The 22499-nt window shown below is 35.3% G+C and carries 13 protein-coding genes, 3 tRNA genes and 1 pseudogene; 8 read left to right on the top strand and 9 right to left on the bottom strand.

Annotated elements, in window-relative coordinates; genetic code table 11:
• Positions 1-283 precede the first annotated feature (283 nt).
• The 6 genes from JCM17102_RS04535 to JCM17102_RS04510 all read left to right on the top strand — a co-directional run bounded on the left by JCM17102_RS04535 (position 284) and on the right by JCM17102_RS04510 (position 7807).
• Positions 284-2812, top strand: a complete 2529-nt coding sequence (locus JCM17102_RS04535) for an ATP-dependent Clp protease ATP-binding subunit (RefSeq protein WP_025074169.1) — start codon at positions 284-286, stop codon at positions 2810-2812.
• A gap of 140 nt (positions 2813-2952) precedes the next feature.
• On the top strand, positions 2953-4998 hold the full coding sequence (htpG, locus tag JCM17102_RS04530; protein WP_025074168.1) for a molecular chaperone HtpG: 2046 nt from the start codon (positions 2953-2955) through the stop codon (positions 4996-4998).
• A 161-nt stretch (positions 4999-5159) separates the two neighbouring features.
• Entirely contained in the window at positions 5160-7466 is a 2307-nt protein-coding gene (locus JCM17102_RS04525) for a patatin-like phospholipase family protein (RefSeq protein WP_025074167.1), read from the top strand.
• Positions 7467-7544: 78 nt separating this feature from the next.
• Positions 7545-7618, top strand: a tRNA-Arg gene (locus tag JCM17102_RS04520).
• 19 nt (positions 7619-7637) lie between these two features.
• A tRNA-Arg gene (locus JCM17102_RS04515) sits at positions 7638-7711 on the top strand.
• Between the two features lie 22 nt (positions 7712-7733).
• A tRNA-Arg gene (locus JCM17102_RS04510) sits at positions 7734-7807 on the top strand.
• A 487-nt stretch (positions 7808-8294) separates the two neighbouring features.
• Here the strand turns inward: JCM17102_RS04510 and dapA are convergent.
• Positions 8295-9189: pseudogene (dapA, locus tag JCM17102_RS26195) on the bottom strand (4-hydroxy-tetrahydrodipicolinate synthase).
• 59 nt (positions 9190-9248) lie between these two features.
• Positions 9249-11249, bottom strand: a complete 2001-nt coding sequence (gene ligA, locus JCM17102_RS04500) for an NAD-dependent DNA ligase LigA (RefSeq protein WP_025074166.1) — start codon at positions 11247-11249, stop codon at positions 9249-9251.
• Between the two features lie 74 nt (positions 11250-11323).
• Here ligA and trmD point away from each other — a divergent pair, with 74 nt between their 5' ends.
• Positions 11324-12001, top strand: a complete 678-nt coding sequence (gene trmD, locus JCM17102_RS04495; protein WP_025074165.1) for a tRNA (guanosine(37)-N1)-methyltransferase TrmD — start codon at positions 11324-11326, stop codon at positions 11999-12001.
• A gap of 217 nt (positions 12002-12218) precedes the next feature.
• Here the strand turns inward: trmD and JCM17102_RS04490 are convergent, their stop codons facing one another.
• The 5 genes from JCM17102_RS04490 to JCM17102_RS04470 form a co-directional block, all read right to left on the bottom strand.
• On the bottom strand, positions 12219-13130 hold the full coding sequence (locus JCM17102_RS04490) for a dihydroorotate dehydrogenase (protein ID WP_025074164.1): 912 nt from the start codon (positions 13128-13130) through the stop codon (positions 12219-12221).
• Entirely contained in the window at positions 13118-13894 is a 777-nt protein-coding gene (locus tag JCM17102_RS04485) for a dihydroorotate dehydrogenase electron transfer subunit (RefSeq protein WP_025074163.1), read from the bottom strand. The genes JCM17102_RS04490 and JCM17102_RS04485 overlap by 13 nt, the downstream gene beginning before the upstream one ends.
• Before the next feature lie 76 nt (positions 13895-13970).
• Entirely contained in the window at positions 13971-14441 is a 471-nt protein-coding gene (locus tag JCM17102_RS04480) for a helix-turn-helix domain-containing protein (RefSeq protein WP_025074162.1), read from the bottom strand.
• A 1217-nt stretch (positions 14442-15658) separates the two neighbouring features.
• On the bottom strand, positions 15659-16678 hold the full coding sequence (holA, locus tag JCM17102_RS04475) for a DNA polymerase III subunit delta (RefSeq protein ID WP_025074161.1): 1020 nt from the start codon (positions 16676-16678) through the stop codon (positions 15659-15661).
• Between the two features lie 27 nt (positions 16679-16705).
• Entirely contained in the window at positions 16706-17482 is a 777-nt protein-coding gene (locus JCM17102_RS04470; RefSeq protein WP_025074160.1) for an AMP nucleosidase, read from the bottom strand.
• A 63-nt stretch (positions 17483-17545) separates the two neighbouring features.
• On the opposite strand from JCM17102_RS04470, the gene JCM17102_RS04465 reads away from it, so the two are divergent.
• Positions 17546-17995 carry a type I restriction enzyme HsdR N-terminal domain-containing protein gene (locus JCM17102_RS04465; protein WP_025074159.1) on the top strand — a complete coding sequence of 150 codons (450 nt, stop codon included), beginning with the start codon at positions 17546-17548 and terminating at the stop codon, positions 17993-17995.
• 96 nt (positions 17996-18091) lie between these two features.
• Here the strand turns inward: JCM17102_RS04465 and JCM17102_RS04460 are convergent, their stop codons facing one another.
• A complete protein-coding gene (locus JCM17102_RS04460; protein ID WP_025074158.1) occupies positions 18092-21214 on the bottom strand; it encodes an efflux RND transporter permease subunit in 3123 nt (1040 codons plus the stop codon).
• A 125-nt stretch (positions 21215-21339) separates the two neighbouring features.
• Positions 21340-22473 (bottom strand): efflux RND transporter periplasmic adaptor subunit, encoded by a 1134-nt coding sequence (locus tag JCM17102_RS04455; RefSeq protein ID WP_025074157.1) that lies wholly within the window; start codon positions 22471-22473, stop codon positions 21340-21342.
• Between the last annotated feature and the right edge of the window lie 26 nt (positions 22474-22499).

Here is a 22499-nt window from a genome sequence, read left to right as displayed (position 1 = left end):
TTTCCATTGTTCCTTTCTTACTTCATATTTAATATGATCACTATAATAAACTTTAATACATAAGAATAAAAAGAGAATAATAATAAATATATGCCTGAAAAACCTATATTAATAATAAAAATAGATGGGAATTTGTTATACCTTAATATATAATAGCATATATACATAATTTTGTGGCATACCATTTGTAGATATAAGAAATAAAGCAAATATGCGACACAAACTTGATTAAATACGTATATTTGCGAGTAAATAACCCCTTAGAAGAAAAAAAGGAAGAAGTATGAATAATCAATTCTCACAAAGAGTTTCCGACATTATCGTCTATAGTAAAGAAGAAGCTAATCGGTTGAGAAGTAGGTATATAGGCCCTGAACACCTGCTTCTGGGAATGCTTCGCGACGGTGAAGGAAAAGCTATCGAGATATTGTCAAAACTCAACACCAATCTAGTTGCAATAAAGCAGCAGATTGAAGTTCAGCTAAAGGCAGATGCTGATGATATGTTATTGCCGGATGCGGAGGTGTCGTTGTCAAATGATGCGGCAAAGATATTAAAAATGTGTATTTTAGAAGCCCGAGGTATGAAAAGTAACATAGCTGATACAGAACATGTTCTGCTGGCAATATTAAGAGAAAAGAATAATATGGCAGCAACCGTACTTGAAGCGAATAATGTAAATTACGCAAAAGTATTGGAACAGGCGACATTACAACCGGACATCAATGCTGGAATGGGTTTTCCGGAAGACGATGATGACGAAGAAGAAATGTCTTCCCGTTCAGGTGGCAGAAGTAATGCTGACAATCGCCAGCAACAGGCACAAACTGCTTCTAAAAAGCCGTCTAATGATACACCTGTACTTGATAATTTCGGTACGGATATGACTAAAGCGGCAGAAGAAGGTCGATTGGATCCTGTAGTTGGTAGAGAGAAAGAAATTGAACGCTTAGCACAAATATTAAGTCGGCGTAAGAAAAACAATCCGATTCTTATAGGAGAACCGGGTGTAGGAAAGTCTGCTATAGTCGAAGGACTAGCTTTAAGAATCATTCAGAAGAAAGTTTCCCGTATTCTGTTTGATAAGCGAGTCGTGGCTCTTGATATGACTGCGGTAGTAGCAGGAACAAAATATCGTGGACAATTTGAGGAACGGATTCGTTCCATTCTCAATGAATTACAGAGAAATCCGAATGTAATTTTGTTTATCGACGAAATACACACCATTGTAGGGGCAGGTTCTGCGGCAGGTTCTATGGATGCGGCTAATATGCTGAAACCGGCATTAGCACGGGGAGAAATACAATGTATTGGTGCCACTACTCTTGATGAGTATCGTAAGAATATTGAAAAAGATGGTGCCTTAGAACGTCGTTTCCAAAAAGTTATGGTAGAGCCAACTACGGCTGAAGAGACTCTTCAGATTCTACGTAATATTAAGGATAAATATGAAGATCATCACAATGTGTATTATACAGAAGAAGCTTTAGAAACTTGTGTCAAGCTGACTGATCGTTATATTACAGACCGTAATTTTCCTGATAAGGCCATTGATGCTCTGGATGAAGCGGGTTCACGTGTACATCTTACCAATGTAAATGTTCCGAAAGAGATTGAAGATCAGGAAAAACTAATTGAAGAAGCAAAAAACAAGAAAAATGATGCTGTAAAATCTCAAAACTTTGAACTTGCTGCTAGTTTCCGGGATAAGGAAAAAGAGCTTTCTCTTCAGTTGGATGTGATGAAAAAGGAATGGGAAGCTAGTTTGAAAGAAAATAGACAAACGGTTGATGCAGAGGAAATTGCAAACGTTATCTCAATGATGTCCGGTATTCCTGTACAGCGAATGGCTCAGGCTGAAGGGATTAAATTGGCCGGAATGAAAGAAGATTTGCAGTCGAAGGTTATTGCACAAGATACGGCTATTGAGAAATTGTCTAAAGCTATTTTAAGAAGCCGTGTAGGACTGAAAGACCCTAATAAACCTATCGGAACTTTCATGTTCCTGGGGCCAACAGGTGTTGGTAAGACACATCTTGCGAAGGAATTGGCTAAATACATGTTCGGTTCTTCTGATGCACTGATTCGCATTGATATGAGTGAATATATGGAAAAATTTACTGTATCACGCTTGGTTGGAGCTCCTCCGGGATATGTCGGATATGAGGAAGGTGGACAATTGACGGAAAAAGTACGTCGTAAACCTTATTCTATCATATTGCTCGATGAGATAGAAAAAGCACATTCAGATGTGTTTAATATCCTGTTGCAGGTAATGGATGAAGGACGTTTGACTGACAGTTATGGCAGAATGGTAGACTTTAAGAATACAATCATTATTATGACTTCTAATATTGGAACACGTCAGTTAAAAGAGTTCGGAAGAGGTGTTGGCTTTGCAACACAAAGCCGTTTGGACGATCGAGAGTTCTCACGAAGCGTAATTCAAAAAGCTTTAAATAAATCATTCGCACCCGAATTTTTGAATCGTGTCGATGAAATCATTACTTTTGATCAGCTTTCTTTGGAAGCGATTACAAAAATTATTGAAATTGAACTAAAAGGTCTCTATAATCGAATTGAATCAATTGGTTATAAACTAATTATCGAAGATAAGGCAAAAGAGTTTATAGCTAGTAAAGGATATGATGTACAATATGGAGCTCGTCCGTTGAAGCGTGCAATTCAAACTTATCTGGAGGATGGATTATCCGAACTGATTATCTCTTCTACACTAAAAGAGGGAGATACGATTCAAGTTTCTCTCAATAGTGAAAAGAGTGAATTAGAAATGAAGTCTATTACTTGTTAATTTAATATAGTATTTCTAAGGAAAAATAAATTTTCAATATGTCAGAATGTCAGACTTTAGGGTCTGGCATTTTTTTTGTCTTTCTCTGAACAAACATTCATAAGTTTTAATTAATAGATAAACTAAAAATATACATCATTATGCAAAAAGGTAATATTGGGGTTACAACAGAGAACATCTTCCCTATCATCAAAAAGTTTTTGTACAGCGATCATGAAATCTTTCTTCGTGAATTAGTGTCTAATGCAGTAGATGCTACTCAAAAGTTGAATACACTTGCTTCTATTGGTGAATATCAAGGCGAATTAGGTGATTTGACCATTCATGTTGAATTGGGAAAAGATACCATTACTATATCTGACCGTGGTATTGGTTTGACAGCCGAAGAAATTGAAAAATATATCAACCAGATTGCTTTCTCCGGTGCTAATGACTTTCTAGAGAAATATAAGAATGATGCAAACGCTATTATTGGTCACTTTGGACTAGGTTTTTATTCAGCGTTTATGGTTGCAAAGAAAGTAGAAATCATTACTAAATCATATCGGGATGGTGCACAGGCTATAAAATGGACTTGTGATGGAAGCCCTGAGTTTACAATAGAAGAAGTAGACAAGGAAAGTCGTGGTTCGGACATCATTTTGTATATTGATGATGATTGTAAGGAATTCCTTGAAGAGGTACGAATTGATGGCCTTTTAAAGAAATATTGCAGCTTCCTTCCTGTACCTATTGCTTTTGGTAAAAAGAAAGAGTGGAAAGATGGAAAGCAGGTAGAAACTTCAGAAGACAATATCATAAATGATACAACTCCTTTGTGGACTCTTAAACCTAGTGAATTGTCTGATGAGGACTATAAATCATTCTACCGTAAGCTATATCCGATGTCTGATGAACCTCTCTTCTGGATACACTTAAATGTAGACTACCCGTTCCATCTAACTGGTATTCTCTATTTCCCTAAAGTAAAGAGCAATATTGAACTAAATAAAAATAAGATTCAGTTATATTGCAACCAGGTTTATGTAACAGATTCAGTAGAGGGTATTGTACCAGACTTCTTGACTTTATTGCATGGAGTTATAGATTCTCCGGATATTCCACTGAATGTTTCCCGTTCTTATTTGCAAAGCGATTCGAATGTGAAGAAGATTTCGACTTATATTACGAAGAAGGTTTCAGACCGTTTGCAATCTATCTTTAAAAATGATCGTAAGCAGTTTGAAGAAAAGTGGAATGATTTGAAAATATTTATCAACTATGGTATGCTGACTCAGGAAGATTTTTATGAGAAAGCACAAAAATTCGCCCTTTTCACCGATACAGATAATAAACATTATACATTTGAAGAATATCAAACTCTTATTAAAGATAATCAGACAGATAAAGACGGAAATCTCATTTATTTGTATGCTAATAATAAGGATGAGCAATATAGCTATATAGAAGCAGCTATCAATAAAGGCTATAATGTTTTGCTTATGGACGGACAATTGGATGTAGCAATGATTAGTATGCTTGAACAGAAGTTTGAGAAATCGCGTTTTACGCGTGTAGATGGTGATGTAATTGATAACCTTATAGTCAAGGAAGATAAAAAAGGTGATGTATTGGAAGTATCTAAACAAGATGCACTTACTACTGCTTTCAAGAGTCAATTGCCTAAAATGGATAAAGTTGAATTCAATGTTATGACACAAGCATTGGGTGAGAATGCAGCTCCGGTTATGATTACTCAAAGTGAATATATGCGTCGTATGAAAGAAATGGCAAATATCCAAGCTGGAATGAGTTTTTATGGAGAAATGCCAGATATGTTTAATCTGATTCTTAATTCAGATCATAAGTTGGTAAAAGAGGTACTTAGTGAAGAAGAGGCAGCTTGTCAGGCTGAGGTAACTCCTTTGCAGACAGAAATGGATAATATCAATAAACATCGTAATGAGTTGAAAGATAAGCAGAAAGGAAAGAAGGATGAAGATATTTCTACTGCTGAAAAGGATGAGTTGAATGACTTAGATAAGCAATGGGATGATCTGAAGAGTAAAAAAGAAGATATATTTGCAACGTATGCTAGCAATAATAAAGTGATCCGTCAGCTTATTGATCTGGCTTTATTACAGAATAATATGTTGAAAGGTGAAGCGCTGAATAACTTCGTAAAACGTAGTATTGAGCTGATTTAATATATACCCTTTTATTCTTCGAAGAAGAGCATTCAGCGTAAAATACGTTGTATGCTCTTTTTTCATCCTAAAAAACGAATAAAAAAATATCGATTTATTGGAAAGTATTGTATATATTTGAAGACTTAATGAAAACAGATTTCAATTGTTTAATTCGGGTTATGAAAAAATTTCTTTTAGTGTTCATTACTTTATGGGTATTCATACCGACTATTTATGCCCAAAAAGTGGGACTTGTATTAAGTGGTGGTGGTGCTAAAGGATTGACGCACATCGGTATTATTCGTGCCCTAGAAGAGAACAATATTCCAATTGACTATATCACAGGTACATCTATGGGAGCTATCATTGGTTCTCTTTATGCAATGGGATATTCTCCGGATGATATGGTTGAGTTACTCAAATCAGAAGATTTTAAACGTTGGTATTCTGGACAGATAGAAGAGAAATATGTCTATCACTTCAAGAAAAATCTTCCTACCCCTGATTTTTTTAATATTCGTTTCTCATTTAAAGATTCATTGAAGAACTTGAAACCTCAGTTTTTGCCTACTAGTGTAGTTAATCCAATACAGATGAATCTTGTTTTTGTAGATTTATTTGCGCGTGCTACTGCTGCTTGTGAAGGGGACTTTGACAAGTTATTTGTTCCTTTCCGTTGTGTTGCCTCGGATGTATACAATAAGAAACAATTAGTAATGCGGGAAGGTGATCTGGGAGATGCTGTCCGGGCTTCTATGAGTTTTCCTTTTATGTTTAAACCTATAGAAATAGACAATGTGCTGGCTTATGATGGAGGGATTTATAATAATTTCCCAACCGATGTCATGAGAGATGATTTTCATCCTGATATCATTATTGGAAGTGTTGTATCCACTAATCCTACCAAACCTAAGGAAAATGATCTTATGAGTCAGATTGAAAATATGGTTATGCAGAAAACGGACTATTCTATACCTGATTCTATGGGAATTTTAATGAATTTTAATTATGACAATGTTAGTTTGATGGATTTTCAGCGTATAAATGAATTACATGATATAGGCTATAATCGGACAATCAGTATGATGGATTCTATTAAAAGCCGTATCCATCGAAGAGTTAATAAAGACAATATACGTTTGCGTAGAATGGTATATCGTAGCAATTTTCCGGAACTCCGATTCAAGAATATCATAATTGATGGAGCTAATGCACAACAACAAGTTTATATAAAGAAAGAGTTTCATCGTTCAGATGATAAGGAATTTACCTATGAAGATTTGAAACAAGGCTATTTTCGACTCTTATCGGACAATATGATTTCTGAAATCATTCCTCATGCCGTCTATAATTCTAGTGATGATACTTATGATTTGCATTTAAAGGTTAAGGCGGAAAATAGTTTTGCTGTTAGATTAGGTGGTAATATCTCAACTTCTAATTCTAATCAAATCTATCTTGGGCTTGGTTATCAGGATTTGAATTATTATGCTAAAGAGTTTCTTTTAGATGGGCAATTGGGAAAAGTGTACAACAATGTACAGTTTATGGCAAAAATAAACTTTTCTACAGCCATTCCGACTTCATATCGTTTTATTGCGTCTATTAGTACATTTGATTATTTTAAAAAGAACAAACTATTCTCTAAGGATAACAACCCCGCATTCAACCAAAAGGATGAGCGTTTCTTAAAGCTTCAGGTAGGGCTTCCATTCCTTTCCAGTAAGAGAGCTGAATTTGGATTTGGAATTGGGAAAATAGAAGATAAATACTTTCAGAAAAATGTTATAGATTTCGGGAAAGATAAATTTGATAAAAGTCGTTATGACTTATTAGGTGGTTCTATTAGTTTTAATGGAAGTACTTTAAATTCAAGACAATATGCTACCAGTGGATATAGTGAAGCTCTTATAGCGCAAATATTCATAGGAAAAGAGCGTTTCTATCTGGGTGAAGGAGCTACGAATGGAAATAAGAATGGTGACAAGGAGCATCATTCATGGTTACAATTATCATACATGAAAGAGAAATACCACACAATGAGTGAACACTGGACATTAGGCTGGTATCTAAAAGCATTGTATGCTTCTAAGAACTTCTCTGAGAATTATACTGCAACAATGATGCAAGCAGGTGAATTTTCACCTACATTGCATAGTAAACTAACCTATAATGAAGCATTCCGTGCTAATCAATTTGTTGGAGCTGGTATTCGTCCCATTTATAGATTAAACCAGATGTTTCATCTTAGAGGTGAATTTTATGGTTTTATGCCTATTTATCCAATTGAAAGAAACTCTTTAAATAAAGCATATTATGGAAAAGCTTTTTCTAGGTTTGAATATTTGGGAGAAATTTCAGTGGTTTGTCAATTACCCTTTGGGGATATCTCTGCATATGTAAATCATTATAGTTCACCGAAAAGGGAGTGGAATGTCGGGTTAAGTATCGGCTGGCAACTGTTTAATTACCGATTCATCGAATAATTTTATCAAAAAAAGTTTGTGAAACACTTGCTAGTTCGGGAAAAGTACGTATCTTTGCACCCGTTAAAACGAAATAACGGTCGCGTAGCTCAACTGAATAGAGTAGCTGACTACGGATCAGCCGGTTACAGGTTTGAATCCTGTCGCGATCACTTTTCGAATTAGCAGAATGGCCGCGTAGCTCAACTGAATAGAGTAGCTGACTACGGATCAGCCGGTTACAGGTTTGAATCCTGTCGCGGTCACTCTTTTATATTATAAATTAATGGTCGCGTAGCTCAACTGAATAGAGTAGCTGACTACGGATCAGCCGGTTACAGGTTTGAATCCTGTCGCGATCACAAAGGGACTGTCTCAATATAATAAGAGATAGTCTCTTTCATTTTTATTCCCTATATTTTTGCTTCAAATATTAAGGGATCACTATCCAAGCAACTGATATATTTTTCATGAAATCTATCCTACAAAATTGTTTGTAGTAGGAAGGAATTATAATTCAATCTTATCTTATTATTAGCCCATTTCATCGAAAAAATTGGAGAGTCTAATCTAGTGCTTTTTCTAAAAAAGATTATTCTTTTTATTAAGACATAGTAGATCGAACAGGTTCAGATTTATTGTTATTTCTCGTTCAATCAAGCGGTCGAAATAATCTGTGGGTAGTTTATCTTAAATCTCTTCGATCTTTTTTAAAAATATAAGAGTGTTTGACAACAAACATTTAGATCTTGAGGGGAATTAAATCAAAGGCTGATAAAATAAAAATAACCACATATTAAAGATTTAATCTCCATATGTGGTCTTTTATAATTTAAATAGATCTTTTTACTAACATTTTATATTCAGTTCATTCAAAACTTTCCGTATAGCTTCAAAGGTAGTAATTCGTGTTGGAACTAGGGGGAGTCGAAGTTTATTCTCAATCATTCCCATCGCATTTAACATTGATTTCACACCAGCAGGATTACCGTCTACAAACAGAAGATTGAATAACTCTGTAAATCTATGATGTATAGTCAGTGCATTTGCAAAATCTCCATGAAGTGCCAAACGTGTCATACGGCTAAATTCACGTGGGAAAGCATTACCTATTACCGAAATTACTCCAACAGCTCCTAATGTAATCAGAGGGAAAGTTATACCATCATCCCCAGAAATTACATCAAAGTTGTCTGGTTTATTTTTAATGATATCATCCATTTGAGTGATATTACCAGAAGCCTCTTTGATGGCAATAACATTATTAAAGTCACGAGCAATACGTAAAGTTGTTTCAGCAGTCATGTTTACTCCAGTACGTCCGGGTACATTATATAGTACAATCGGTAGTTCTGTAGCTTCAGCAATTGCTTTATAATGCTGGTAAATACCTTCTTGAGAAGGTTTATTATAATATGGGACAACAGACAATATGGCATCTACTCCTGTAAAATCATCATTTTTTAATGTTTCTACTACAGCACGTGTATTATTTCCACCTACGCCTAGTATAATAGGAATTCTTCCATTTACACGGTCTATCACCATTTTTTTTTACGGTTTTCTTCTCCTCTTCAGTAAGTGTTGGTGTTTCAGCTGTAGTACCCAGCACACACAAGAAATCCGCATTATTTTGCAATAGATAGTCTACTAAACGCATCAAAGCATCATAATCAACGCTCTCATCCTCTTTGAAAGGAGTAATCAGCGCTACCCCCATTCCTTTCAATTTTGTCTGTATCATGGTTTTTAATTATAATCTCTAATAATTTCAGGCACAAAAGTACGAATATTTTTGATATTTTATGATATAAGTTTCAGAAAATCGTCTTCGCTTACGATGGTTATTCCAAGTTTTTGAGCTTTTTCTAATTTTGCAGGTCCCATATTTTCACCTGCAAGAATAAAACTAGTTTTCGCAGAAATACTTCCGACGTTCTTTCCTCCATTTTTTTCAATGAGCTCTTTATATTCGTCACGAGAATGGTAAGTAAAGACTCCGCTAATCACAATGGATTTACCTGACAACTTATCTGTGTATCCACTTAAATCTTCTTCTGTACGATATAACTGTAAACCTGCTTTATTAAGTCTGCCAACTAACTCACGATTCGACTCATTAGCAAAATAAGAAAGAATGCTTTGGGCTATTTTTTCCCCGATTTCATCGATACTTATCAGTTTCTCAAGATCAGCATTTTGCAGTTCATCAATATTCTCAAACGACTTTGCAATCTTTTTAGCAACAGTTTCTCCAACAAAGCGAATACCCAAAGCAAATATGACACGTTCAAAAGGTATTTCTTTACTTTGTGCAATCCCTGTAATAATATTCTCTGCCGATTTTTCTCCCATTCGATCCAATTCCCTAATTTGAGCTACTGTCAATTCATACAAATCTGCAGTATTATGGATCAGGCCCAAACGATAGAACATATCGACTGTTTCAGGTCCTAGGCCATCGATATTCATCGCTTTACGACTGATAAAATGCTCAATTTTACCTTTAATTTGGGGAGGACATGACGTTTCATTCGGACAATAGTGTGCAGCTTCACCTTCATATCTGATCAATTTGCTACCACATTCAGGGCAATTAGTAATAAACTTCACTTTTTCCCCAAGCATGAAACTACGTGCATCTTTATCTACACCTGTAATCTTAGGAATAATTTCACCACCTTTTTCCACGTAAACCATATCTCCTATGTGTAGATCGAGTCCTTCGATGATATCAGCATTATGTAAAGAGGCACGTTTCACAATCGTTCCAGAAAGTTGAACAGGGTCTAAATTCGCAACAGGAGTAACAGCACCTGTTCTACCTACTTGGTAAGTTACCTTATTCAGACGAGTAAGGGCACGTTCTGCTTGGAACTTATAGGCAATCGCCCATCTAGGAGACTTTGCTGTAAAACCTAAATTTTTTTGCTGTTTCAGGCTGTTCACCTTTAAAACGATACCATCTGTAGCAACTGGCAAATTTTTGCGCTCTACATCCCAATAATTGATAAAATCGAATATTTCTTGTAATGTTTGACACTTGCGCATTATTCCAGAAATCTTAAATCCCCATTTAGCAGCTTCCTGGAGGTTTTCATAATGTCCGTCACAAGGTAAGTTTTCTCCCAATAGATAATATAGGTAAGCATCTAATTTACGAGATGCTACAATAGAAGAATTCTGTAATTTAAGTGTTCCAGACGCTGCATTTCTAGGATTGGCAAAAAGTGGTTCTTCACGCGCTTCTTTTTCGCGATTTAGTTCTTCAAATACGACCCAAGGCATAAGTATTTCCCCTCTGATCTCAAAAGAAGAAGGATAATTATTACCATGCAATACAAGAGGAATAGAACGGATTGTCTTGACATTATCAGTCACATCATCACCCTTTTCTCCATCTCCACGTGTGACTGCTCGGATTAGTTTTCCATCCTCATACGATAACGAAATAGATGTTCCATCATATTTCATCTCACAACAAATTTCAAAATCTTCATTTAAAGCTTTACTAACGCGTTCATAGAAATCAGTCACTTCAGTTTCCGAGTAGGTATTAGCTAATGATAGCATCGGGTATTTGTGAGTTACCTGGGTAAAATTCTTATTTAAATCGCTGCCTACACGCATTGTTGGCGAATTTTCATCTCTAAATTCCGGATATGCCTGCTCCATATCTTGAAGTTCTCGCATCATATCGTCAAATTCCTTATCTGAAATTTCCGGAGTATTCAATACATAATAATTATAATTATGCTGATGAAGTTCAGCACGTAATTCTTCTATTTTCTTTTTAATGTCCATATTTCTTCGATTGTTTAAGGCAAAAATACAGGTTTCTCTTTGAATATTTGTACTTTTGCGAAAAATTAAAGATTATGCGCATAGATATAATAACAGTTTTGCCTGAAATGATTGAAGGTTTTTTTAATTGTTCCATCATGAAAAGGGCTCAGAATAAAGGACTTGCAGAAATCCATATCCACAACCTTCGCGATTATACAGAAGATAAGTATAGACGCGTAGATGATTATCCTTTTGGCGGTTTTGCAGGAATGGTGATGAAAATTGAACCCATTGAACGTTGCATCAACTCCTTAAAAGCCGAGCGAGATTATGACGAAGTGATTTTTACTACTCCGGATGGAGAATTGTTTGACCAGCCAATGGCTAATAGTCTTTCTCTTGTTCAAAATCTTATTATTCTTTGTGGCCATTTTAAAGGTATAGACTACCGAATCCGGGAACATCTAATCACAAAAGAAATTAGCATAGGAGATTATGTGCTGACAGGAGGTGAATTAGCTGCAGCAGTTATGGCAGATGCAATTATACGTATCATTCCGGGGGTTATTTCGGATGAACAATCGGCCCTTTCCGATTCATTTCAGGATAATCTGTTAGCGGCACCTGTATATACACGTCCTGCTGATTATAAAGGCTGGAAAGTTCCTGATATCTTATTGTCCGGCCATGAAGCAAAAATCAAAGAATGGGAGTTACAACAATCTTTGGAGCGTACTAAAAAACTTCGTCCAGACTTACTAGAAGAATAAAATTCAAATGTAAGTAAAAACTCCGGTAAAAAAAGGCTCTTTTTTACCGGAGTTTTATTTGTCTATTATTTAATTATCTATATACTTTCTTACTTTTCGTATCTCAAATATATTTCAGATTCTTAATCTTATAAAATATATCTCATCTTAATATTTTAAAGTAGGGAATAACATTTTTCTTTCAAAATTGATGCGAATGGTTATTATATATTCTTAGTTATACCTCAAGCGCACCAATAATTTCCTTTATAGACTTACATCCGTATCTGTCTAGGTAATTATTTATACCATCTTCAACTTTCATTGCAACTGTAGGATCTATGAAATTTGCTGTACCAATTTGGATGGCAGATGCTCCTGCAAGTATAAACTCAACCGCATCTTTCCAATTCATAATTCCTCCTAATCCTATGACTGGAATATTTACTACTTTTGAAACTTGCCAAACCATACGCAAAGCAATCGGTTTTACAGCAGCTCCTGACATACCTCCTGTTATAGTTGATAAAATAGGGCGTCTACGCTCAGCATCTATAGCCATACCCAATAGTGTATTGATTAATGACACGCTATCAGCTCCACTTTCTTCGACTGCGCGAGCAATTTCTGTTATATCAGTAACGTTTGGAGAGAGTTTTACGATAAGTGTCTTTTTGTAAGCAGAACGCACAGCTTTTACTACTTCAGCAGCACCTTTTGCTGACACACCAAAAGCCATTCCTCCTTGTTTCACATTAGGACATGAGATGTTTAACTCTATGGCAGGAATTTTGTCAAGTTCATTAATAATTTCCGCTGTTTTCACATAATCTTCAATAGCAGATCCAGAAACGTTTACAATCATATTCGTTTGAATGTCTTTTATACGAGGATATATGTGCTCAACAAAGTAATCTACTCCCTTATTCTGCAGTCCCACAGCGTTTAACATTCCAGATGGAGTTTCAGCCATACGTGGATATGGATTTCCTTCACGTTTGTGAAGAGTAGTCCCTTTTACAATAATACCACCTATTCGCGCTATATCAATGAAGTCAGAGAACTCTTCACCATATCCAAATGTACCGGATGCAGTCATTACCGGGTTCTTCATTTGTAATTTACCAATGTTTACACTTAAATCTGCCATAGTAGTTTATTTATATTAAAAACAGGACCCTCTTTACATACACACAAGTGACCTTCTGTCGTATTCTCCACACAACAAAGGCAAGCTCCAATACCACAAGCCATAGTGTTTTCCAAAGATACTTCGCATTCTATCTGATTACTTTTAGCATATTTTGCAACAGCTACCATCATTGGCTTCGGGCCGCAAGTATATATTTGTTCAAAATGTATTTTGTTCAATATTGAATGTTGGGTAACATATCCTTTTTCTCCATGGCTACCATCTTCTGTTGTAGTATAAACATCACCGTATTTTGCGAACTCTTCTAATTGCAACAAGTCCTTATCGCTACGAGCTCCTAAAAGGAAAGTCGGTTTATGACCATTTTGAACTAATTGTTCACCTAAATATAACATAGGAGCAGTACCGACACCTCCACCTACTAATAACAACTTATCTGATGGATTTTGCGGCATTGTATAAGCATTACCTAAGGGAAGTATTACATTGATAACCTCATCCTTGTTTACTTCTGCTAAACGCTTTGTACCATCTCCAACCAATTGGATAAGGAACCAGATCTCATTCCGTTGTTTATCCACAAAGTTAATAGAAATGGGACGACGCAAAAATGTAGTAGGTGAACCGTCCACTCGAAGTTCAGCAAACTGTCCCGGTAACATTTCGGGCAGTAATGACCGAGAAGTCAATTTCAGTAATACATAATTAGTATGTAATCTGATATTCTCAGTGACCGTCAGATCTAAAATAAATTTTTTCATGTATGGATATAAAAGTATAAATTCATATTTCCGTTGCAAAGATACAGGAATTTGCTCAAACCACCGTTTTTACCAATTATTTTTCAGGTCTAAACGTTTCATAGGTGTTATCATCAAAGAAGATTCTTATTTCAGTAATTTTTCTAGTAGGCTTTTCTACATATCTAATCTCTTGTTTTACAATCTCTTTTGGGATAATTTCTTTATTTTCTAATGGCATTTCCTTGCGATTTTCCGTAGCAATTGTCCTTTGGAGTGAATTTAATGGATTCTCGTCAAATAATGAAGGCTGATAATCACCATTTGAATTAATTGATCCTTGATCATTTGAAATAGCTACCATTTCACCTTTACCATAAAGTAGCCACTCCAAATTTACATAATTATAAGTTTGATGAACTTTCATCACGACTTCCAGGCTAGGTTTATTCCTATCATTCAAAATATGAGAAAGAGTAGATTGTTGCACACCAATTGTTTCAGCAAAAACTCTGGGAGGAACTTTTTCTCTTTCCATTATTAATCTAATCCTATCTTTTAGCTCCATACTATTATTAACTCTAGTTACAATTATACGTATTATATGCTGATTTCACAAATATATATATCAATATAATAAGTATACAAAAGTAAAAAATAGATTTCACAAAAGCAAATTACAGATATAAAATATTAATATTACATATATCCTCCTCATTGTACAACTGTGAATTAAACTTTTGTACATAATACTATATCAGCATTAACTTATCGCTCATTATCAGTTTAATAAAACATTATAATAAACTGATTATCAATAATATAATCACTATTACAGTTAATATAATGACCATATTCACAAATATATATAACAACATAAAAAGTATTTTATACTTATTCTTCATATAAATGAAGTAATCCATTAATAAATAGTTTATTAACTACGTACAACAAAAGTGTTAATCCTCTCCTATTACACTTCTGCCTTACAAATAACATCTGTAAATCATCCTGTGTATTAATGTATATCACATCTAGCAATATATTATTGTAAACTGTTTATATACACATGCAATACACAAATGAATAATTATAAATACATCTGTAAATAAAGATAGTTGCAATTGCAATAAAATCAATGAAAGAATTCTATATTTACTAATCTATTTTGGAATTTCTGCTATATTTCAATATCAACATTCATTCTGAAAATAGGCAAATCCTTGCAATATTTTCACCCTTTTCATCGAATCTTTATAATTTTTAGATTCTAGGGAGTCTAATTTCGCGATAATATTTTGATATTCAATATCTTATACGCATATTGTATCTATTCTAATTTAATCAAACTAGAAAAATAGTACCAGAATCAATCAGAACACTGTATAAACTGTCAAAATGACAAATATCAAAAGAGAGATCAAGAGAGTTTTTTCTAAAATTTTAATTATATCGAAAATATTTCAATCAGATCTGTAATCTATATATAATAAAGTAGATTGTTTATTTTTCTAAAAGAGTGTGATTTCGAATATAAGAGAAAAATAGACTTTAAAATACTCAAAAAGAGAATTTTGAAAAGGATAAAAAATTCTAGTCTACCATTGTTATATTTATATTGAAGATCATAAATTGATAATCACTATTTTGTAAAGTTTTTCATCTAAGAAAGAAGAAATTTCATCAAAAATAAGAAGTAGAATCTAAGATATAAAAATAAGGTATACACTCTCTATAATTATAGTAAAAGTATATGCCTTATTCCATAATAATAATATTATTTCTTTAGTGTAAAATCTTAAACACTAATTCACGAAGAATATCTCCGTCTGTCATTAAACTATTTTGAACTCCTTTTGATTTTGCATCGGCATACCGTATTTCACCAACTACTTGCATGGTTTTTACTCCACTATATTTCCGCATTGCAGCCATATAATCTCGTGCTTGCCATGGAGTTTTTAAGCCTAACATATTTGCAATTCCCTGCTCTGATTTATCTGGTGCATAATAAGCTAACATTAGATTGGAAAAGAAGCTAAACAGCAAAGATAAAGTCATTTGAATAGGATTAGTTTTCGGATTTTCTTCAAAATATTTTATTATCTTATTTGCTTTAAGAATATCTTTTTCTATAAGAGCACTTCGCAATTCAAAATTATTATAGTCTTTGCTGATACCTATATTCTTTTCTATTTGCTCAGGAGTTATACGCTTTTGTCCTATGGGCAATGTTATTATTAACTTGTCTAATTCTCCTGTTAAACGGCTTAAATCTGAACCCACAAAATCAGCAAGCATGGCAGTTGCTTTAGGTTCCATGTCTACTCCTTTTCGTTTCATATACGAAGAAATAAAAACAGGCAACTGTGCATCTTTAATCTTTTTAGATTCAAACAAAATGCCTACTTTTTCGACTTCTGCAGCCAGTTTTTTTCTGCGATCTAATGCGCCATGTTTATGGCATATCACTAGGATTGTAGAATGTAGTGGTTTCTGAAGATAGTATGACAATTCTTCCATATTACGGACAGCTTGTGCTTCTTTCACTACTACTACCTGATGTTCAGACATCATCGGATAGCGTTTTGCAGCATTTATTATAGCAGCTACATCTACATCCGATCCATATACAACAGTTAGGTTAAACTCCTTTTCCGTTTCGTTCAATACGTTATCCGTAATATAATCGGCAATCACGTCGATATAATACGATTCTTCTCCCATTAAATAATAAATCGGACGATATTGTTGGGCTTTTAACTCCCTAAGAATGTCATCACAGGTCAATTCTTGCTTTGCCATATAATATATTCACCTTAGAAAGGCTGGTTACCAGTCATATTTCAAGTGTTTTACAGTTTTCTTTTCATCAATAATCATACGAAGAGAAGCAATACCAATCTCAACGTGTTCTTCTACATAATTTTTGGTGACTATGTTATCACTTTTATCTGTTTTTACTCCATCCGGAGTCATTGGTTGGTCAGACACTAATAATAATGCACCAGTAGGTATATGATTAGCAAAACCACAACTAAATAATGTAGCCGTTTCCATATCGACTGCCATTGCACGAGTTTTCTTCAAATAGTCTTTAAAAGTATCGTCATGTTCCCAGATACGTCGGTTGGTAGTATATACAGTCCCTGTCCAATAGTCGCGGGCATAGTCTCGGATAGCTGATGAAACGGCACGTTGTAACATAAATGCTGGTAAAGCTGGCACTTCAGGGGGAAAATAGTCATTAGAAGTTCCTTCGCCACGAATAGCAGCAATAGGAAGAATTAAATCACCAATCTGATTTTTTTTATCAATACCTCCACATTTCCCTAGAAAGAGACAAGCTTTTGGACGAATAGCACCTAATAAATCCATAATAATAGCGGCATTAGGGCTTCCCATTCCGAAATTGATCATTGTGATACCTTCAGCACTGGCAGAAGTCATATTAGCATCTCTACCTAAAATGGGTACATTAAACAAGTTTGCAAAAATTTCTACATACTTGTTGAAATTAGTCAGCAGAATATACTCTCCAAAATCCTCCAGGTTACGTTTTGTGTAACGGGGTAGCCAATTAGCTACGATTTCTTCTTTTGTTTTCATAATTATCTATTAAATTTGTGGTTCCAATGATAGAAACCATTATTTAACTTACAAAAATAATAAATGTTATCGTTAAACCTACCAGCATTCGACACTAAAATAAATGTACGAAACGGAAAAAATGTAATTTTTGATGTGATTCGTAAACGATATGTCGCTCTTACTCCGGAAGAATGGGTACGACAACACTTCGTTCATTTTCTTATTGCACATAAAGGATATCCGACTGCACTTTTGGCTAATGAAGTAATAGTCAAGCTAAACGGTACTACCAAACGTTGTGACACAGTGTTGTTCCGGAGAGATCTGTCTGCCCGAATGATTATTGAATACAAAGCTCCACACATTGAGATAACACAAGCTGTATTTAACCAAATTACACGATATAATATGGTACTGAAAGTAGACTACCTGATTGTTAGTAACGGGATGCAACATTATTGTTGTCAGATGGATTACGAACAACAAAGTTATACTTTTCTCAGAGATATTCCTGATTATAATTTACTATGATATTCTTTTAAAAAAGATGATGACGCTATATTATTTTTATAGTGTCATCATCCCAACTATATACAGACACTATCCAGACTGAATAGTGTCAGTAGCTTATTTATCCTTTTTCTTGCTGAATTTCTCCTGCAATTTCTGCATTAATTCATAGAAATTAGGAATGTAAATAGTAGCGAGTAAAGTATTCATAGCCATACCGAATACAACAGCAGCCCCCAATGCAATGCGACTTTGAGCACCTGCTCCTGTAGCGAAAAGCAATGGCATTACTCCTAATACAAAGGCAAATGAAGTCATTAATATTGGACGCAACCGAACATGTCCAGCTTCGTATGCAGCCTCACGAATAGAGTTACCTTCGGCACGAAAATCGCGGGCAAATTCAACAATTAATATACCATTTTTTGCCGAAAGTGCTACAAGCAAGATAATACCAATTTGAGTATAGACGCTGACTGGAGTGCCCATAATCGAACAACCTATCATAGCACCTAGTAAGGCAACTGGTAATCCAATGACAGCTGCTATTGGACTCGTCCAACTCTCATATTGAGCAGCTAAAACCAAGAATGCAACAATTAATGCCATTATTAAGACAATTGTTGTGGTATTCCCTGCTTGTGTTTCCTGATAAGCAACTGAAGTCCATTCATAACCGAACTCATTCCCTAACTGTTCTTTAAATAGAGCCTCCATTTCTTGAATCGCTTGTCCAGAACTACTTCCAGGAGCTACATTACAAGTCAAAGTAGCAGTAGAATACATATTATACCGGTTGATCTGATCTTGTCCCAATTGTTCTTCTACTTTTGTAAAAGAAGAAAATGGTACCATCTCTCCTGTTGCGTTGGGTACACTTAACTTCAATACGTCATCAATAACTCTTTGTGCTTGGTCACGAGCTTCTATTTTAACCTGATAAATATGCCCGAATTCCACAAAGTCATTTACATAAGCTGCTCCCATATAATAACCCAATGTAGAAAATACTTCATTCAAGGCAATCCCCATAAATTGTACTTTATCACGGTCTATATTTAGAAAATATTGTGGTACATTTGCTTGATACTGACTAGAAACAGAAGCTAAAGCTGGTTTGGAATGGTAAGAAGCCAACAAGGTATTAATCCCCTGTTGCATTTCAGTTGGCCCCAGATTCTTCCGGTCTTCTAATTGAAGTTGTAAACCTCCGGATGCACCTAATCCGGGAATAGCCGGAGGGACCATAGCAAACACTTCTGCTGCTTGTATCGTCATATATGCTTCACCATTGAAACGATTGACTACCGCTGCTGCAGTGTGATCTTTTCCCTTTCTTTCACTCCAATTCTTCAATATTACGAAATATGTAGCCGAATTACTTTGTTCTCCGCCTCCCATAACAGAAAAACCTGAAATACCAATATAATTTTCCACTTCCGGATATGAATCTAATATTGCATTAATCTTATTCCCAACAGCCTGTGTACGTTCCAAACTTGCAGCTGGCGGAAGTTGAACAACAGCTATGAAATACCCGTCATCTTCATCCGGAATAAAAGTAGATGGCCAACGCATGAAAAGTAAAACAGCTATAATAGTCAGAATAGCATATGATAAAAGAGCTATACCTGGTCGTCCAAGTAACCATTTAACAATTCTGTCATATGCACCCTGAGTTTTATCATAAGCTTTATTGAATCCTTTATATATAAAGAAGTTGGAAGGTTTACTCTTCTCGAGAAATAAAGCACAGAGGGCCGGGGTTAATGTCAATGAATTAAAACCACTTAATACAGTGGAAGCAGCAATTGTTAGTGCAAATTGCTTGTATAACTGACCAGAGATACCACTAATCAACATTGTTGGAATAAAAACGGCAAGTAGCACTAATACCACTCCGACAATAGGTCCGGTAATCTCTCCCATTGCTTTTGTAACAGCCTCACGTGGTGAATATTGTCCTGTTTCTAACAGTCTCGAAGAGTTTTCAACTACCACAATGGCGTCATCTACCACAATGGCTACTGCTAATATCAATCCAAATAATGTTAGTGTATTAATAGAGAAACCAAATGCAGCCATGACAGCTAGTGTACCAATCAATGAAACTGGAATTGTAATACATGGAATAATCACTGCTCTCCAATTCTGTAAAAACAAGAATATAACAAGTATTACTAATAAAGTTGTTTCCAGAAATGTAATCATCACTTCATCTATAGAAGCATGGATAACATCTGTTGTATCCAACGTTACACTGTAAGATATGCCTGTTGGAAAATTCTCTGCCAATTCTCCCATTTTGGCTTTTACTCCTTTGGATACGTCCAATGAATTGGAACCCGGTTGTTGATAAATAGCAATAGCTGCCGTAGGTCTTCCTTTCAGTCGTGATACTACACTGTAAGATGCAGAACCTAAATCAATACGAGCTATATCCTTCAATCGAAGCATTGCTCCCTCCTTTTCTCGACGAATAATAATATTACCGAATTGTTCGGGAGAGCTAAGTCTTCCTTGCACATTCAGTGTATATTGAAAAGCATTTTTATTATCCTCTCCGATCGGTTGGCCAATGTAGCCGGCAGATACTTCCACATTTTGAGATTGAATAGCTTGATAAACCTGTTCTGGTGAGATGTTTCGAATTCGCATAGCTTCAGGATCGAGCCATATACGCATTGAATAATCCCCAGCTCCCATTACATTGACAGCTCCAACACCAGGGACACGAGATAATTGATCTACCAGATTCAATTTTGCATAATTGGTAAGATATAAACTGTTATAAAGAGAATCTTGAGAAGTCATCGTTAAAAACATAACGATATTTGAGGATTGCTTCTGTACCGTTACCCCTTGAACAACAACAGGTTCGGGCAAAGATGATTGGGCTACACTTACTCGGTTCTGTACCTGTACAGTTGCCATATCGATATCTGTACCAACGGCAAACGTAATAGTCAATGAGTAAGCCCCTGAAGATGAAGAATTGGAAGACATATAAAGCATTCCATCCACTCCATTAACCTGTTGCTCTATCGGAAGACCCACCGTTTGAGCTACCGTTTCAGCATTTGCTCCGGGATAAACTGCAGATACCTGTACTGTAGGCGGTGTAATGTCTGGGAACTGTGCCACAGGCAATATATTTAGAGTAACCAAACCAGCTACCACTATGAGCAGTGCAAGTACAGTAGCAAAAATCGGTCGGTTTATGAAAAATTTAGAGAACATATTATTATGAGTTTACGAAGCCTTTTTACAGCCCTTTCATGAAAAGGGGGAGTTTAAGTCACTTCTGTTAATATATAATTCATTAATAACCTCTGAAGAAATAATTATGATCAACAAGGCTATCCTTATTTCTCTTTTTCTGGGAGCGAATTGGAAATTGCCTTTATCTTCATGCCATCCCTAACCTTCATCAGAGCTTCAGTAACATAACGTTCCTGAGGTGAGAAACCTTCCAAAACTTGTCGTAGTGTATCATTAATTAATTGTCCAACCTCAATATGTCGATAATGTACAATATTCGAATCATTAACAGCATATAAGAACTTGCCTAACTGATCGGTACCAATCGAGGCTTCATTTACTAAAATCGCGTTTTTAGCTTCTTTATAAGGTAGAGTTATACTGACATATAATCCACTTTTCAGCACTCCCTGAGGATTGTCAAAATTGGCACGAACCATTAATGTTCCTGTATTCAAATCTACATTTGGAGATAAATAATCCAGAGTAGCCGGATAAGATTCTGTACCTTCTTTCCCCAATTGAACCATTATTTTCTGTGGAAGATTTCGCTCTGTTGACTGACTATTCATTGACATATCCAACCATTGATTGTCGGCAACATTAAAATAGGCGTACATCTGATTATCTTTATAGATAGTAGCTAATGTGACAGGTTGCAATGCACCTCCTACGTAGCTTCCTACGTCTACGCTCGCTTTACTAATTGTTCCGTTAAACGGAGCATGAACATAGCAATATCCTAAATTTGTACGAGCAGTGCTCAATGCTGCTTCTGCATTATTTACTGCTGCAACTCCCTCTGCTACAGATGATTCTGCTTGAAGAACTTGTATTTGACTCACTGCGTCACTTTTAATAGCCTCTTTCATACGACTATAATTATTACGGGCATATTCCAATTGAGCCTGAGCTGTATTAAGTTCAGCTTCTGCCTGAGCCACTTTATCTTTATATAATGTTGGTTCTATGACAAATAATAACTGTCCTTGTTTCACCCTTCCTCCTGGAGAATAAGAAATAGATTGTAACGTACCATTTACTCTGGCTACAAGGTTTACTGTTTTTTCCGTTGCTAAATAACCAGGGTAATTTTTTGTCAGAGTAATGTCCTTCACGATTGGTTTCGCTACACTGACAGCTGGAGTCGGCATCTCTTCTATTGATCTTACACTCTTTTTCTCCTTACAACCGATCAATATCGGCAATATAAGAAAGATATACATTAGTTTTTTCATATTTGCTAGGTTATATTTTATTTATA

Source organism: Bacteroides faecichinchillae JCM 17102 (assembly GCF_000614145.1).
Lineage (GTDB): Bacteria > Bacteroidota > Bacteroidia > Bacteroidales > Bacteroidaceae > Bacteroides > Bacteroides faecichinchillae.
This window is presented reverse-complemented; position numbering and strand designations above follow the sequence as displayed.